6 protein-coding genes are annotated in these 16,343 nt (G+C 61.9%); all 6 read right to left on the bottom strand.

The features are described 5' to 3' along the window. Positions 1–266: 266 nt before the first annotated feature. On the bottom strand, positions 267–983 hold the full coding sequence (locus K336_RS17015) for a transposase (protein ID WP_051245525.1): 717 nt from the start codon (positions 981–983) through the stop codon (positions 267–269). Then, the gene (locus K336_RS15300) at positions 980–1,327 is read right to left on the bottom strand and encodes a hypothetical protein (protein ID WP_051245524.1); all 348 of its coding nucleotides are present in this window, start codon (positions 1,325–1,327) and stop codon (positions 980–982) included. Before K336_RS15300 ends, K336_RS17015 begins: the two co-directional genes overlap by 4 nt. Positions 1,328–1,406: 79 nt before the next feature. Next, the gene (locus K336_RS0107660; protein ID WP_081660688.1) at positions 1,407–6,488 is read right to left on the bottom strand and encodes a non-ribosomal peptide synthetase; all 5,082 of its coding nucleotides are present in this window, start codon (positions 6,486–6,488) and stop codon (positions 1,407–1,409) included. 69 nt (positions 6,489–6,557) lie between these two features. Then, positions 6,558–10,736 carry a type I polyketide synthase gene (locus K336_RS15295; protein WP_051245523.1) on the bottom strand — a complete coding sequence of 1,393 codons (4,179 nt, stop codon included), beginning with the start codon at positions 10,734–10,736 and terminating at the stop codon, positions 6,558–6,560. After that, positions 10,733–11,533: a thioesterase II family protein gene (locus tag K336_RS17730; protein ID WP_081660687.1), complete on the bottom strand. Its 801-nt coding sequence runs from the start codon at positions 11,531–11,533 to the stop codon at positions 10,733–10,735. Before K336_RS17730 ends, K336_RS15295 begins: the two co-directional genes overlap by 4 nt. Beyond that, entirely contained in the window at positions 11,530–16,341 is a 4,812-nt protein-coding gene (locus K336_RS17725; protein WP_081660686.1) for a type I polyketide synthase, read from the bottom strand. The genes K336_RS17730 and K336_RS17725 overlap by 4 nt, the downstream gene beginning before the upstream one ends. Between the last annotated feature and the right edge of the window lie 2 nt (positions 16,342–16,343).

The following is a 16,343-nucleotide window of genomic DNA, read 5'->3' as shown; positions in this document are numbered from 1 at the left end:
GGAACCCGTCCCCCACGCGGGCCTCCCGGAGCCCCGCCCTCAGCCGCCCGATCCCGGCGCGCCCCTCCACGGTCACGGCATCAACGCCGAGACCGGGGCGCTCCCCCCGCCACCCCGCGACCCGGCCCCCGACCGCCCGCACCACAAGACCGTACGATCCGGCCACCCCGGCCACCGGCCCGGACCCCCGGGACGATCCCGAGAACGACCCGCCCCCCAAACCCCGCACCGCATCCCGGCACCGACACGACCCAACCCCACCTCGATCACTTCCACCCACCGCCCGAAAAACACCAAACACTCCAGTGCTCGAAGTCGTAGTCGACAGTGCGGCCGGTGACGCATGAGGCGAACGCGCCGAAGGTTTCTTCGGGGGCCTCGCGCTGAATGTTCGCGATGTTGCTCTTGGCCGCGTTCCGGACATGCTCGACCGGGTTGTGGTCGGGCGCGTACGGCGGCGGATGAATCGGCGTGATGCGCTCCAGCAGCTGACCCGGCTCGTGGAGGCCGGTCAGTGCTCTGGCGTGGTGGGGGCGGGCGTTGTCCAGGACGACCGCGATCTTCTCTGCCTCGGTTTCTCGTTGGAGCAGGTCCGGTGCGAGGATTGTCTGCCAGGTGTTCCGGTTCCCCTCGATCGGGTACGGCGTGACTGTTCTGCTGGTCGGGGGGAGGGCGCCGGAGAAGGACTGGGACGTCTTCTTCCGGTCCACGGACCGGTCTGGTGCGTTGTCCTTTCGGGAGCTGCATGCGGCGGGTCCAGGCCTCGTGCTCCAAGCGGACCTCAATCTTGCGGTGTGGACCTCCCAGCCCTGGCACGACAAGCTCTTGACCTGGGGCGTCGCCCAGGCCGCGCGTCTGGTGGTGGCCGGCTCGTCGCGGTGCTCGTCGAACGGGTCGGGCGGTCCGGGGTTCGGCCCGCACAGGCGCAGGAGCAGCCGGTACGAGGAGTCCGACTGGTATTCCACGTCGAACAGGGTCTTCACGGCGTCACGTATCGCCGGGACGTCCCAGAACCCGGCGCGGACACCAGACCGGGAGAGCGGTCGGGCGAGAGTTCTTCCTTCCGGACGCGGGCGGGTTCCACCGCGTCCTGGTTCCCCGCATGCCCGGCCGGGACCCGGCGCATCCTGGTGCCCCGCCACTCGGCCAGCCATTCCTGCACCGTCCTCCCAGTGCGCTCAACCATCTTCGCGATGATGCCGATTCCGACTCCTTCAGAGGCGTACAGGATCGCTTCTGCTTTCATCCGTACCAACACATGATTGTCGGAACGCTTCCTCCACCTGATCAGGACGGCTGTTTCTTCCAAGGTGACCTCAACCTGCACGCCCCCACCGCATCCGAAACGGCACAGGAAATCCACGAAAAATACGGTTTCGTCTCATGCCGGCTATATCAACAAACCACTATACACCCCACTCAATCAATCGCCGAGCAAGGTCAGACGCGAGAGCAGCGACACCCGGCTCGAACATCATCGTGACGTGATTACCCTTAATTGGCACAATACGTAGCCCAGACAAGTGTTGTCCCCAGCCCAGATCCTCACTGGTGTTCATGGTCTCGCTCGTCCCGAGGGACTGGTCCGTCGCTCGGTAAAGAATCGCTTCCCCGTTGAACACGGGTGCCCGGAATGAACTCAACAAGCTAATACTCTTGCGGTAGGCTGACTTGAGATCACGGAGCACGTCGGCGACCCCCATTCCGTCCACATTTGACTCAGCGATGACCCTTTCGACGAATTCGTCGTCTGTGCCCTCATCACCCATCTCGTTGGCCACCTCCGTGACTCTGGGTCCGAGGCGATGCGACAGATAGAGTGCAAATCGAGCTCGATTCAACCCAAATCCCATCTGTGGATCAGGAACCGACGCGTCCATGATGACCAAGCGAACTCGGTGTCCCCGCTCGGCCAGCAACTCGGCCATTATCGAAGCGACAACGCCGCCGAACGACCAGCCACCCACCACGCAAGAGCCGTCTGGATTCAGGTCGAGCACCCTTCCTACGTAGTACTCAGCAAGCTGCTTCAGGGATGTGAGTTCGGTGTCGCTGTCAGGTTCCTGCAAACCGTAAATCCTCGTACCGCTGGAAAGCCCCTGCACGAGGGGAAGGTAGGCCATCGCATTACCGGCAGCCGCATGGACAAGGAAGACCGGCTGTGACGAGCCATCCTGAAGCAGCACCACCGTGTTCGGACGACGTCTTTTATCATCGAACGCCTTCCGAATCAGTCTCGCCATGCGGCGCGGTGTGGGTTCCTCCAGTAGTTCCCTAAGCTCAATGCTGACGCCGAAGCTCTCGTTAACTCTCGAGCACAGGGCCATACCCAGCAATGAGTTGCCACCGGCGTGGAAGAAGTTGAGGGTCACTGGAAGCGGAGAGGCGTGGAGAACCTCCCCGAAGAGCCGCGACACGACGAACTCGACGGCGTCGGCCGCGTCAGCGTCAGCTTCGGTCCGCTCGATGGAAACCGGATCCGGCAGACGCGCCTTGTCGACCTTGTTGTTAGAATTCATGGGAAGCTCCGCCAAGACAGTGATGCTGTCTGGTCTCATATGCATCGGCAGAGTGTTTTCGGCGAGCCGGTACAAATCCTCCACGACGCGCGTCTCCCTGCGTCGTTCGAGCGGTGAGTTCACGCCACGATTCGCCTGCGTCCCGTCTGCGAATTGCGACGTGAGCGCAGCCCGCGCTTCCACGCTCAGGCCGCGTGACACCAGCAGCCGAAGCGCTCCCGCTTGGTCGCCTAAAACAGCGTCCATCTCATACCCCATGCCAGCCAGCCGCACAGCGACATCTGCCACATCGACCGGCTCACCGCCGACGGGGGATTCTCCTCTGTCGAGCGCCACCCACTCATCAACAAGGGCCACCGTCCTGGAATCGCGAATGCCCTCGACGAGGATGATCGGCAAGTTGTCACCGATCGCCCTCCACAAGCCATCAAGGCCCCTTACTTCACACGTCCTCGAGGGAAATTCGGCTGACCCAGCTAGATCTCTCACCCTGAGGATGCGAACATCGTAACGAAAAAGCGACATCTCGTGGAAATCTGGTAACTGCTTGGCGACTGGAGAAACTCTCGCGTCAGGCTTGTCCGCTGCCCACGAGGAGAAGAAAGAGGGGCTGAGAACCAGCTCTTCGTCATCGCGCATCGCAACTCGGACCCTTTCGACGGTGACCGGATCACCGGATTTCCGCTCGTGTTCAGCCAGTCGGGCGAGATGGAATTCTGGCAGTAGCTGCAAAGACCGCACATCACCTACGAACAGCTGACCGCCCGGACGTAATTTTGACCATGCCAAGTCCAAGACGCGGGTGAGATAGTCCGACGAGGGGAAGTATTGAACCACCGAGTTCAAGACGACAGCATCGAAGGTCTCGTCGATGTCGGCTATGCCATCAGCGGAAGCCGCTTGGAGGTGGATCTGGCCAGCACCAGATCCGAGCGCGTCAGTGCTGCGGCGGACCTCGTCGAGGGCACGCTTGGAGATATCGACGCCGGTGACGTCGACCCCTGCGACAGCAAGGGGAAGTAGGATGACCCCTGTGCCGCAGCCCACGTCGAGCACATTCGCGGGCTCGCTCGCCAGAACCCGAGAGACAGCCTCGGCGCCCCATCGACTCATCTGATCGGTGGGAATCTTCTGGTTTCCGAACGAGTCCCGCCAGCCGACGAAGCGTCGATGCTCATCGTTCTCATGATTGGCCGTCTCGTAGATCGCCTCGTAGAGCTGACGCCATGATTCGACACGCTCACTGGCTGCCTCCGAGCCAGCTTCCTGCTCCGGATTGAGGACCACGTACGCGCTAAGGCCACGGTCGACTCCAGAACCGCGTCCCACAACGACAACTCTGATGACCTCAGGATGCGCGAGCAACGCATGTTCGATCTCGGCAGGCTCAACCCGGAAACCACGCACCTTGACTTGATCGTCCGTGCGTCCCTTGAACAACACAAGCCCGTCATCGCGCCTACTGACCAGATCACCTGTTGCGTAGAGACGGCCGAGGCGTGTCGTCTGGAAGGCCCGCTCGGTTGCGTCGGGCTGCTTGAGGTAACCGCGGGCCAGGCTCGCGCCCCCAAGGAACAGCTCGCCGGGCGTTTCGAATGGAATCTCTGTGTGGCCGGGACCAAAAATGTTAGCTTGGGTGTTGTAGGTCGGTGTCCCGATCGGGGGATCTCCCTCAGAGGGGGTGCAGTAATGATCAAGAGTCACGATGCTGGCCTCCGCCGGGCCGTACAGGTTGAGCACCCGGTAGCGTCCCGCGTACTGCTCAACGAGGTCGAGGGAACACTTCTCGCCCACCAATCCGAGCATCTGCAGCGAGGGGACCTCCAAAGGAACGGGCAGAGCAGACACCGCCGACGGGGTATAGATCGCATGTGTAACTCCGAGGCGACGCATGAATTCCACCATGCGTCCGGTGGGGGCCACGTCCTCGTCCCGCCCGACCACCAGCGTCGCCCCTACGCCGAAGGTGACAAAGACCTCCAACACGAAGACGTCAAAGCTGATCGCACAGAATTGTAATACCCGATGCTCCGGCGCTAGTTCCATCCGGTCGATCTCGTGGTCCACGACGTTGCGTAGGCCGCCATGAGTGACCATAACTCCCTTGGGCTTGCCGGTCGATCCAGAGGTGAACACGATGTAAGCCAGCTGGTCAGCATCAGTGGTCGTGGGGAGTGAGACCTCAGGCCCGGGCGAGGCAACAGAGTCCTCGAACACAAGAACGTCCGGATCATCTACCAAATCGTCGGGAATCTCATCCCTTCGCACGACCACAACAGCGGGCTCAAGATCCTCGCGGAGAATCTCCCAGCGCTGGGCCGGCTCCTGGGGATTCACGACGCAGAAAGCAGCACCCGCGCGATGGGTAGCAAGCATTGCCTCAACAAGGTCCGAGGAGCGTCCCATCACCAGCGCAACGATGCGCTCGGGACCTGCTCCCGCCGCGACCAGCCATGACGCGAGTCTTCCGGTTCGCTCCTCCACCTCGCCATAAGTGAGCTGTCCTGAGATACCATCGAGCGCGACCCGAGTGGGTTCTGTATGAGCTAACTCGACGAAACGATGGTGCACGCCGGGAATGCCGACCGTCCTGTCCGTCGCATTGGTCGAGTCGACGAGCGCTCGCTCAGAGTCAGTGAGTAATGGTAGCTCGTTCACCAGCGTCTCCGGAGCTTCGGCCATGGCCCTCAGCACGACAATGAAATGGTCGAGAAACTTCTGTGCCACTGAGCGTTCCACCCGATAGGGGTCAAAGATGCAGCGCAGCCGCAAACCTTGGTGAGTAAAAGCCATCAGCATGATCGGAACCCCGGTGCGGACGAAGAAATCCACGCTGTCGATGCGGAGGTCAGCGAAGTGGTTCCAAGCGTCCCCGTCTTGCAAGGAGTTCTGGAGCACCACCGAGTTCTGCAGCAACGGTACCCCGACCGAGTCCGGTGACTTCGGTAATTCACGATCACCGGAGAAGCTGTGCTCCATCACGGCACGTGACTGTTGTTGCACCTCGTGTAACCACTGGCGGACGGTGACGCCCTCGGGGGGAGCCAGCCGAAGCGGTGCCACATCGACATAGACGCCGACGTGCTGGGTTGCCCCGGGAAGGTCCAACGGGCGGCTAGCGTTCGTGAGGCCGACGACGGTTTCTGCCGCACCAGCATGGCGCTGGACAGTGATCGCCCAAGCGGCAGTCACCAGGGCGGACAGAGTGATCCTCTCCCCAGCCAAGCTCTTCTCCCATTGTCGCAAGATAACTTCAGGTATGGTGTGCTGCACCCACGAGTCGACGTCGGGATCGGTCATTTCGCTTCCAGGAATCGACCCGATACCTGGAAGAGGTTCGGGAACATAGCCGGACAGCTGCTGCTGCCAGAACTCCCGTCCTTCGGAATCATCGCGGGCAGCCAGCCAATCTACGAACTCGTGGTGAGCCCGGCCCTGCGGGGTGGGTTGGTCTCCGTCCGCGTAAGCCTTGGCGACCGTGGTGACGAGCAAGGCGACGCTCCAGCCGTCCATGATCAGGTGATGGTGCGTCCACACAAAAGCTTGTGAATCATCGCCCAAGAAAAACAGCGCAAAACGCGTCAGCGGCCCACGGCGCAGATCAAAGCCGGCAGCACGGTCAGCGACCACGAAGCGACGGATCTCGTCATCTTGCTGCTGGACAGTGAGCCCGCTGAGGTCTCGCACGTCCCACCCCGGCTCGATCGAGCGCAACACGACCTGCAGCGGTTCGACGCCGCGCCACGCGAACACAGTGCGGAGAGGAGGGCACGCCTGCATGACCTGCGCCCACGCTCGTTGAAACCTTGTAAGATCGAACGCTCCGGTGAGACGTAGGACTATCTGTTCGACGTAGAGACTACGATCGTCGGAGGCAAGGCATTCCGACAGCATACTTGCTTGTGAGGGGACTAATCGGTAGGCGTCCTCGATTCGCGCAACCCCTGACGCCGTGAGGGGGATCGTCATGATTTCCTTCCTCTATCGCTGTTATCGCTGTGGACGTGCATTCACGAGCATTCACGAGCCTGACTTGGCCTACAGACCGAGCTCGTCAGCAAGCGATTCTCGGAGCTCCTCGGGGAGCTCGTTCGACCGCGACCGCTCCCTGAGAGCCTCAACGAAGTCATGCTGCAGCGCCTCGACCTCTCCGGTCTCAACTACTGTCGTGTCATACCACCAGACGGCTGTGATCTCGTCGTCCTCGCGTGTCACCTCAACCTGCAACTCGTGGCCAAGACCAGGTGGCACCTGCGCCTCCAATGCGCTGGACCGCACGATCTCGATTGAGGCAGCGACGGGCGCGGGATCCACCGCACGATAGTAGAGCAAAACGCGCGCCTGAGGAGGCCACTTCGGCGCCTGGTCAGGCGCGAGACGGATCGCGTCGTATCCGAACCCCTGCAGCGGCGGAGCCGTGGCCCCTTGACCCTCGTGCCACGCCACGGGATAAATCGTCGTAAACCAACCTACGGTACGGGAGAGATCAGATCCTTTCACCCGAAGGGCACGCATCGTGCCTTCGAGCTCGATTGTGACCGTACCTGAGGATGAGCGGTTAGCAAGGACCTCACCCAACGCATCGGCTAGGATGGCCTTCATCGTCACGCGGCTCGATTGCTGGGCGGCGACCAAATCAGCGGCAAGGTTGGGTTCAAGAGGCAACACAGAACGCTGATAGCTTCGCTGCATCGGTCGTCGAACCGAAGCTCCTGCGGAACGCTGCTCAGTCCCCTGGGTGACCAGCGGATGCTTGGCCAGACGCGACGCGAGCCGCGTCCAAGAAACCCAGCTTGAAGTGGTGGGAGGCAGGTCCTCGACGCCGTCGAGCAACTTCGCGAGCTCGTCGAGCAAGATGACCTGCGAGGCGTCGTCAACGAAGGCGTGAGGGAGAGCGAGGCCCAGCAACGATCCGCCCGACTCGCCGTCCCAAAGGTGCGCCTCAACGACCGAGTCGTCCGCGGGGGGCTTCGCGCAACAAGTGGCGAGAATCTCCTCTGCATCAGACACCTCGCCAGCGCCGTGGAATGTCATTGGCACGCGACGGTCGGTGTCAAGACGTCCCGTCAGTGGCAAGGTGGTGGCGTCGATGGCAAGGCGCAAAATGTCGTGGCGTCGTACCAAGCTGGCTATGGCCTGCTCGACAGTGTCCTGGCCGAGCCGAGTCTGGCTTCGGACCAGCAGCGGAACCCGCCAAGCACTCCATGGCCTAGCGCCCTCGTGTAGAAGACGAAGCTGGGTGGGGACTAGATCAACCAGCACATGGCCGTCTTCGTCAGTGTCGGGGTCGATCAGCCCCTCGCTGAGGCGGGTAGCAAGGTAACCGATGCTACCGGCTTCGAGAACGTCCTGGGGGGTCAGGGACCAGCCCAACTGAGTCATCTCCGCTGCTAATCGGATCGCGACGACCGAGTCACCGCCTAGGGCAAAGAAGTCATCCTGGGCGGTAACGCCCGTCAGACCCAGCGTCTCTTCGACCCGCGTTATGAGAAGATCGGTGATGCTGCTGAGCGACTGCGCTTCCTGCTTGTGGGCAGCAGTCGTGGTGCGAGAGGGCGGTGCAGTCGCAGTTCCGCTTCGGGGCTGCGGGGCGTGCCAGTACTTGGCTCGCTCGAACGGGTACCCGGGGAGATTGATCGCCCGAACTGCGCCCGCGCCGACGTCGCTGGCGACAGCTCTGCCATTAGCCCACAGGTCACCGATGCAGCGCGCAAGATCGTCGCCATCTTGCGGGGCGCTCTTCGGTCCGAGCGTGAGCACACCTCGGTGCTTTGAATCGTCCCAGGATGCCGATATCTTCGCAGCGGATGTGAGGGCACGTCCCGGACCAACTTCGACGAGAATCACGGAACCACGCCCGAGAACCAGATCGAGGTCGTCCGCGAAGCGCACTGTCTGACGAATTTGACGTCCCCACCTCTCGGGGTCGATAGCCTCGGCGGCGGTGAGCCACCCGCCAGTAAGGTTCGACGTCATTGGGAGCTGAGGCGCTCGCAAGGCGGCCGCCCGCATGCTGTCTACGAAGGCGGCCGCTGCCGGCTCCATCGCCACCGAATGGTAGGCATGACTGGTGACCAGTCTGTGCACTGTGACCTCGGCGGACGAGAGTCGGTCCACCACCCGTTCGAGCCTCTCCGCGCTGGCAGCGAGCACGATGTCATGGGGCGAATTGATTGCGGCGACATCCGCTTTCTCTACCAAAGCTGCGTCTAAAATTGTGGTGCTTTCTCCCCGAAAGGACATCATCGCGCCGGGTGGACAGGCGGCCATGAGTCGCCCCCGCTCACAAACGAGGCGTGCAGCGGTTTCGAGATCCATGACCTTGGCCGTCGTTGCTGCAGCAAATTCCCCGATGTCGTGTCCCACTACTATTTCTGGCACGAGTCCCCGTGTTTCGAGCGCCTTCGTCCAAGCGTACTGAACAGCAAAAAGGAGGGGCTGGGAGAGATCGGTTCGGTTGATCTCTGCGGCGGTGGCGGTGGCCAAGACGTGCGCGAGATTTCGACAGCTGATCTCGCTCAGGTGGTCTAGGGCCTCGTACAACGGCGCCGCGAAGTCAGGTTCGGCTTGAGCAAGCTGCATTCCCATCGCGGGGAACTGAGCACCTTGGCCAGCGTACACAAAGACCAAGGAGCTCGATTCGGCGCAGGGAAGGGCCATCCGCTGGATCACTGGCCCTTGAAGTCGGGAGGCGGCGTCGTTGACCGTGCGAGCCACGATTGTGCACCGATGCGAGTGGGTTCGGTGGCGCCGCTCTAGGGTGGTGGCGACGGCGTCAAGACAGGGACGCTCCCGGACGAGGTGGTCAGCGAGTATCAGACGTGACCTAGTGAGCGCTTCTTCCGTCGCAGCGCTGAGCCGCAGCATCGCGGGACGTTCTGCGGAGGCCGTCGCCTCCGGATCCTCGGCGGACTGCACCACGAGGTGAACGTTAGTTCCGCCGACGCCGAGCGACGTGACGCCAGCCTTGCGGGTTACATCGCTCCACTCGCTGGGCTCGGCGGTGATCATGAACGGCGTCCCATCGAGCCGAAGCTCCGGATTGGGAGCCTCGTAGTGGCAGGTGCCGGGGATGACGCCGCGTTGAAGCGTGAGCACGGTCTTGATGAGGGAAGCCATTCCGGCTGCTGCCTCAAGGTGACCGACGTTGCCTTTTACCGAACCCAGGACGCAGGGAGTCGATGACCCGGCAAACGCGCGCATGAGGGCCTGCACCTCGACGGGGTCGCCGAGCGGCGTGCCGGTTCCGTGCCCCTCGATGAACCCGATTTCCGCTGGTGTCACGCCTGCGATCGCGAGTGCGTCTGCAACAACCTGAGCCTGCTGCATCACGCTGGGTGCGCTGAACCCCATCTTTAGGTTGCCGTCATTGTTGATGGCGCTTCCCCGAATAATGCCCCGGATGGGATCTCCATCCTCAAGAGCCGTTTGGTAGGACTTGAGGACCACAGCACCCACTCCACTGCCAAAGACAGTTCCGTCCGCCGCAGCATCGAATGGGCGGCAGCGTCCAGTCGGAGACATGATAGATCCTGGCTCGGCGAAGTAGCCAACATCTTGCGGCACACGCACCGACACCCCGCCCGCGACCGCTGCGTCACAGTCGCCAATCAGCAGTGACTGGCAGGCCAAGTGGACAGCCACAAGGGAACTTGAGCACGCCGTTTGCACGCTCATCGCAGGGCCCGTCAGGTTGAGCGTGTGTGCAATGCGCGTCGCGATGTAGTCCTTGTCATTGCTGAGAGCGAGCTCGACCGCGCGCATGTTTGCCCCGTACGCCATTGAGTCGTTGGGGTCGCCACTCATCAGATTGTTGAGGAGGTACGCGCTGGTGCCCGTCGCCGCGAAGACCCCAGTACGCACCGGGACGGACCATGGGTCGATCGCGGCGTCCTCCAACGCATGATGTACCGTCTGAAGAAAAAGTCGCTGCTGAGGGTCCAAGACAACCGCAGTCGCGGGCGTGAATCCAAAGAGCGAGGCATCGAATTCGTCGACGCCGTCGAGTTTGAAGGTCCGCTTTACATACCGAGTTGCACCAGCTATTTCGGCCGGGACACCTGCCTCGATGATTGCGTCCAAGGCGAGATCGACTCCTGCATCCCGACCACTCACTAAAAGGTCCCAGTAGGAGTCCAGATCGGGGGCGCATGGGAACCGGCCTGCCATGCCGACGATAGCCACCCAAGATTCGGTTGAATCGAAGACATCCTTCATCGTTGCACCTCCATCTCGGAGGTGCGAGCATGCATGACAAAGGCGCTGTCCTCGCTAGGCGCGGCGCACATCTCGCCGAGAATCTGCTCAGTTTCCTTCCACAGGAAGAAGTGACCGCCCTGGAATCGATGCATCCGTAGCGGGTGGACGAATAGGGACGCCCACGCCTCAAGGCTACCCGGCTCAACCATCTGGTCATCGCTGCCACTGAACACCTCTGGGATCGGCGTCGCGAGCGGCTTGGTGGCTTGGAATCGATAGGAATCGGACAGTTTGAGATCCGCAATCAAAGGCTTCATTAAGAGAGTTGTCAGCTCCTCATTCGCCAAGATCTCGCGAGGGATACCACCCAGCGCGGTGAGCACTTTGAGTAACTCGTCTTGGGGGAGCATACTCAGTTTCACTCGAGCTTGGTGCTGTGGAGCAGAACGCGCAGACAACCCCAAACGCAACGGTGCCACCCCCGCACGAAGTTCCAAGTTTTGAGCGACCAAGAACGCCACGAGAGCGCCTAGAGAATGCCCAAAGAACATGAAAGATCTGCCATCGTGCTCCTTGATGAAGTCACGCGCGAAATCGGCAGCCATTTGCTGCATGCTGTCTGGGTGAGGTTCCCAATACCTACCGTGACGCCCCGGCATCTGGCAAGCCACCACCTCGACGTCCGAGGGGGCGCGCATCGCCCAATCACGGTAAGCAGCAGCCCCACCCCCGGCGAATGGGAAACAGTAAAGCTTTCGAGAGGCACGCGGTCGTGGGTAAAAAATCAAATATCGGCCGGGGCAACGGTTTATCATGAGCGCTTCCCTCTCTTTCTGAGCCGGTTGAGATGCGCGGAACGGATTTCAGCGCGAGTCTCAGCAGTTTCGCCAGTTGTGGTTGTGTTCACTGAATCATCACCAAGGGTGGTGTTCGGCAGCATTTTCGAGGCGACGTGCTCGGCGATCTCTGTGGTCGTCGCTCCCTGCAGGAGCGCGGCAACGCCAAGCTTCACGCTAAATACATGTTCGATGCCCCGCACGATGCGAAGCACCAGCAGTGAGTCGAGTCCTAGGTCCGTGAGCGGCTGGTCCCTCGGAATTTCAGAGTCGCCATAGCCCAAGAGCTGCGCTACGACACGGGTCACTCCCCTCTGGATTTCAGCTTGGGCCTGGGCCGGAAGCATCGCCCGCAGGGCGTCAACACTGATCGAATCTTGGGCTGCGCCCGAAGCGATCAGGGAGGCGTAGAAAGGTTGATCCGCAACTTGAGGGAAATTAGCCAACAGGACCGACTCGTTGAGCCGGGCGGCAAGGGTTTCTGGACGATCGGCAACAATTAGCCGTCTCAGGATCGCGACACCTTGGTCCGGCGGGATCAGATCCATCATCCGGTCACGGGCGTCGGCGGCCATGCCGACTTCCCCCCATCGCCCCCATTGGACGATGGTACCCGGAAGACCTCGACGTTGACGATCAGCGACAATCCCTTCCATCGCAGCGTTAGCTACGACATACCCGGCCTGACCCGGTGATCCCAGGATCGTGCCGGCGGTCGAGAACACGATGAAGAAGTCGAGTGGGTCGTCCGCTGTATCGGCGTCAAGGCGGATGACTCCGCCAACCTTGGGCCGCCACATCCTATCGACCGTCGTCGAGTTCAGCCCCGCAAAGGTTTGATCAGCGACAACGCCGGCAGCGTGCACGACTCCTCGCAGCTCCAAGCCGCGACTGAACACCTCAGCTCGGCACTGACCCACAGTGTCTTCGTCAGCGATATCTCCCAGGACGATTACTACATGCTCGTCCCTGATCAATTTGTCGAGGGCAGCGTTGCTGCCGGGCTGGGGACGGTTGCGCCCGTTCAGGATCACGCAGCCAGCCCCCTCGCTCGTGAGAGCGGCCGCGATTTGGAGGCCGAGGCCACCCATTCCCCCGGTGACGAGGTAGGCACTGTCCGGACGGACCAGCATTCCTTCAACCGTGCGTGGAAGTGACGCACGGACGCACCTCGCCATCTCCGTGCCCTCAGACGTCAATGCCAGCGAGTCGGCGCCCCATAACCTAGTGAGGAGAGAGCCCAGCTCCTCGGAGTTGCGTGACGCGCTAACGGTGCGAATGGGCAGATCGGGCACCTCTAGGGCGGCGGTACGCACGAGTGCGCGCGCGGCGCGGGCCGCGCCATCACCACGATTCCCCAAGGTCACAAGGGTCACCAAAGCGGGTCTCGATTCCGAGGCTACCAGTGAGGCCACTGAGTCCAAAAGCTCCCTAGCGGCGTCCTGACGCGTCGACGCTGCCCCATCGACCACGATGACGGTATGGCCGGGACCGAATCCTCCCTGGTCACGAGCTGCTATCAATCCGTGTGCGACCTCCTGGGAGGCCTCCGACGACGTCGCATCAATTACTGTCAGGTTCGTGGGGGCAGTTCCTACATTGGCCGGATCGGCCTCAGCCACCCATTCCACCTCGTATAGGGAACTCGACCAAGAGAAGGGCGCCTCCGCGCGACCCAACGGCCGCGCCCGAAGGCCGCGCACGCTGACGACAGGCTCTGTTTCACCGTCAGCCCATAGATCGAGATCCATGCACCAATCGCGGCCCTGCTGCCGTCCTTGGCCCACGACTCGGACCACCTGGCTTCCTGGGGAACCCACGAACATCCGATCGACTGAAACAGGGATGATTACTTGTTCTTGGGCGCCATCAGGAAGGGCGGCGGCCATCATCTGGATGGCCGCATCCAGCGTGCGGGGATCGACCACGAGTCCCCGGGGCGCTCCCTTGGGCTGCGCGACCGAACCTTCCACCCAGCCATCGCCGAAGTCGATCACCTCAGTCAACAACTGGAAGTGGGGTCCGTACTCCTGTCCGGCTCTACGAGCTCTCGACAGCAACTGCTCGGGCTCAATCCGTCGAGCCGACGCCGTGCCATCGAGTGACGGTGACACCAAGGGCGTGGGCCATTCTCGCTGCTCAAAATCGACGTGCGCAGTCGCATGCGTAGTGGTGGATGTACCGTCAGGTGTGGTGATCACCTCGACCGTGTGGTCATCCTGACTGACGAGGACTGTGATGGTCACGGAGTCTTCGAGGGGCAGCATGCCGAGAAACCGAACGTCATGCAGGTTGACTACGGATCGTTCCGGGCTCGCAGCGACCGCAGCCGAGGCGCACAGTTCCATTAGCGTCGAGCCTGGCGCCACGGGAGTTCCAAACAGACGATGGTCAGCGAGCCAGGGGCACCGCTCCGATCCGAGATCCCCTTGCAACACGTGACCCTGGCCAGGGAGCGAAACATGCATGTCAACCAGACCCCACTTTGGGTCAACGCGTTGTGACACCTGGGTGTTGTTGTACCAGAAACGCTGGTGACGCCAATGCGGCGGCCGTACTTGGATGGCACGCGTCTTCACGCCCAAGCCAGTGTCCCGGTCCACCGCGTCTAATAGCACCGGATGCGGAGAGACTTCGGTGAAACGATTTGCGCCTTCCGCCACCGCTTTGGCGACGGAGTCCGAGAACTTGACGGGCTCTCGCAGGTTGGCAACCCAATGCTCCGCACCCCAGTCGTCGTCGAGGCTGCAAGTACTAAAGATGGGGTACCGGGGCGGGCGCGTCGGACCCAAATCGTACAATGCGTCACGTAGCTGCTCGAGGATAGGGTCGACGAAACGGCTGTGGGACGCGACATCCACCCGAATGACTGAGACGGCTGGCCCGCGCTGTGTCCGGCATTTTTCGGCGAGTGCGTCGATGTCATGGACTGAGCCAGCCAGCACGGTGTCCTGAGGACCGTTGAGTGCTGCCACCTCGAGTTGTCCGTGATCTAGCTGGCTCCAACGACGAATTTCGTCACCTCCGCAACGCACAACGGCCATCGCGCCACCGGATGGCAATTCACTGAGCAACCTCGATCGTTCTGCAATGACTCGCAATCCTTGTTCCTGGGTGAGAATGCCGGCAACCACCGCGGCGGCCACCTCCCCCATGGAGTGGCCAATCACTGCGGAGGGAGCACCCTGCGTCGCCTCAAGCATGGACGCCGCGGCGAGCTGAAAGCCGAAAAGAGCGGGTTGTATCGTACCAATCCCCTCCAGCTCCGCGGAACCGTCGAGCGCAGAGCGCAACGAGACCCCGACCACGGATCGAAACTGCGGATCGAGCTCGTCCACCTTGGCTGCGAAGTGCGTGTCTTCGTGAAGGAAGCGGCACCCCATGCCCGCAAACTGACCGCCCTGTCCCGGGAAGATCCAGACGCTGGGCCACTCCGTGTCGACATGCGTGCTGAGCAGAGCATGAGCGTTGGTGCCCCCGAAGCCAAACGCAGATACGCCGGCGACTACTCGTCGCGCCTCGCCCGGTAGCTCCTCAAGCCGAGTAGGGACTACAAGACGTGTACCTGAGATCTCCATCGCAGGATTCCACGAGCGGAAGTGCAGATTCGGCGGCACTTTGCGGTGACGGAGGCAGGAGATCGTCTTGACGACCGACAGCGCCCCCGCAGCCGCCTCAAGGTGCCCCATATTGCTCTTGATTGCTCCAACGTAGCAGGTCTTGGTGCCGGCGCCGTACACGTTGGCAATCGCACCGAACTCAACTGGGTCGCCTAAGGGTGTACCCGTGCCATGGGTCTCGATATAGACAACCTCGCGGGGGTCGATGCCCGCCCCAGACAATGCCTCGCGCATCACGGCGATCTGCGATGCTTGGTTGGGCGCAGTCAAACCGTTCGAACGCCCATCTTGATTCACCGCAGAGTTCAGAATGACCGCCAAGATGCGGTCACCATCGGCCTCAGCATCCTTGAGCCTTTTGAGAACTAGCACGACGCAGCCCTCGCCACGCACAAATCCGTCCGCTCGAGCATCGAACGCTTTGATCTTGCCCTCAGGCGAAAGCATGGACCAAGCCTCCAGAGCCTCAGTACTGTGCGGATCCAGCATGAGATGGATGCCCCCTGCCAAGGCCAGAGCACACCGATTTTCTGCGAGACCGTGCACTGCCGTGTCGATCGCCACGAGCGACGACGAGCAGGCCGTATCGATCGCAAGGCAGGGGCCGCGCAGGTCGAACTGATACGACACGCGTCCGACAGCTACCGAGTGCGGATTTCCTGTCGCCGAGTAGGCATCTATCGGAGTGTTGGTCTTCGCGCCCACAGTAAGGTAGTCGTTCGAAGACAGGCCCATGTAAACACCGGTCCGTGATCCCCGCAAGGACTGTTCGCGCAGTCCGGCGTGAGCAATCGCCTCAGCTGTCACTTCCAAGAGGTGACGCTGCTGCGGATCCATCGTGATTGCTTCTAGCGGAGAAATCCCAAACCGGCGAGCGTCAAAGCCAGCCACGTCGTCGATGAAGGCGCCCCAATCCCGCGCATTCGCGGACCTGTCGCGACGACCGGGCCAGCGGTCCGCTGGCACCGGTCCAACGGCGTCGCCGCCACGCGCAAGGAACTCCCACAATTTTTCCAGGGACGTGATCGCCCCAGGCAGGCGAACCGCCGCCCCGATCACCGCGACGAAGTCAGAGGATTCCCTCGGGTCTTGACGATCCAGTTCCTGTCGCAGTGCTTCGCGGGCTTGCGGCGTCAAGGACGACACAATATTCGCGATCTGATTCATGC

The organism is Propionibacterium acidifaciens DSM 21887 (assembly GCF_000426605.1).
Lineage (GTDB): Bacteria > Actinomycetota > Actinomycetes > Propionibacteriales > Propionibacteriaceae > Propionibacterium > Propionibacterium acidifaciens.
Note: the sequence above shows the minus strand (reverse complement) of the source record. Positions and strands in the feature narration are given on the sequence as shown.

Coding starts and splice junctions, on each gene's coding strand:
- K336_RS0107660 (WP_081660688.1), bottom strand. CDS start 6,488: ATGACGATCCCCCTCACGGCGTCAGGGGTTGCGCGAATCGAGGACGCC.
- K336_RS15295 (WP_051245523.1), bottom strand. CDS start 10,736: ATGAAGGATGTCTTCGATTCAACCGAATCTTGGGTGGCTATCGTCGGC.
- K336_RS17730 (WP_081660687.1), bottom strand. CDS start 11,533: ATGATAAACCGTTGCCCCGGCCGATATTTGATTTTTTACCCACGACCG.
- K336_RS17725 (WP_081660686.1), bottom strand. CDS start 16,341: ATGAATCAGATCGCGAATATTGTGTCGTCCTTGACGCCGCAAGCCCGC.